This is a genomic window from Segatella salivae DSM 15606 (genome assembly GCF_000185845.1).
Classification (GTDB): Bacteria; Bacteroidota; Bacteroidia; order Bacteroidales; family Bacteroidaceae; genus Prevotella; species Prevotella salivae.
Genome location: NZ_GL629647.1, coordinates 564,822 through 565,900 on the forward strand (window position 1 = coordinate 564,822; position 1,079 = coordinate 565,900).

Annotated in this window: 1 protein-coding gene; it reads left to right on the forward strand. The window is 33.9% G+C overall.

The features are described 5' to 3' along the window. The first annotated feature begins 207 nt into the window (after window positions 1–207). A complete protein-coding gene (locus HMPREF9420_RS02340; RefSeq protein WP_007133799.1) occupies window positions 208–798 on the forward strand; it encodes an outer membrane beta-barrel protein in 591 nt (196 codons plus the stop codon). Window positions 799–1,079 lie beyond the last annotated feature (281 nt).

Below are 1,079 nucleotides of genomic sequence, written 5' to 3' on the forward strand. Positions count from 1 at the left end.
AGGGGGAAGAAATTAAAAGGATAAGAGAAACAATAAAACAAAATTCAATCAACAAAAGAATTTTTGATAATAAAACAACGAAATATCAAAGTAAATAACTATATTTGCAGTTGTTCACGTTTGTTTGACAACGTACAGATCCGTTGAACAAGTCCTATAAGATTTCAAACAGTTTTGAATTTACAATAGATTAATAAATGTAGAAATATGAAAAGGATTACAATTATTTTATTTTCGCTAATTTTGACTTTGCCTATAGCAGCCCAAAAGAAAACATTGGAATTAGGCATATATGGAGGTTTGCAAACCTATACAAAAATCGGCAATCCATACGAAAACTCATTCAGTTCGGGCTTTGGCATCGGTTTTCTATCCAAGTATTATATCAGCAATCGTCTTTTTTGGACTACCGACTTATTCGGAGCGACCGATGATGGTACAGAATTGAAATTGACGAATATTCCTGAAGGTAATCGAATTTTATCTATGTCTCGTAAAGACTATTCAATAAGTACGGGGTTCGGTTTTAATGTTATATCAACAAAACAGTTCAACTACTATTTGCAATTGTGTGGTGGTATTGGCATTATTGATGGAAGCTACGAACACTTTACGCCTAACAACGGCACAGAACGTATAGATATAAAACATACGTCCTATATCATCTCCCCTTCTACTGGAATAGACTTTAAAGTTGCTAATCATTGGAAGATAGGAGCAGGATATACCTTCCGATATTTGGGAGATTTTGATGGAAGCCATTCCCTTTTTGCACGTATTACCTATGTTTTTGATTAGGATGCTAAAGAATTGACAAATCAGGAGGTTAATAAAAATGGCTGATAATTCGATTGTGTAATTTCAACTGTGTCAAGGCTCTAATCCTTCATATTTTACCTCATTTGGATAACACGATTTTTAATCGTGCCAACCAGATGAGGAGCCTTTCTTTGCGGGCAAAGTTACACATTTTAGCGGACAGCAATAATAATATATCAAAAGCATTATTAACTTATTTTGCTTTTTTATGCTTCTGAACGTTTCAGAAAGAGCAAATGAAACTTTTTCGCGCTTCTGCT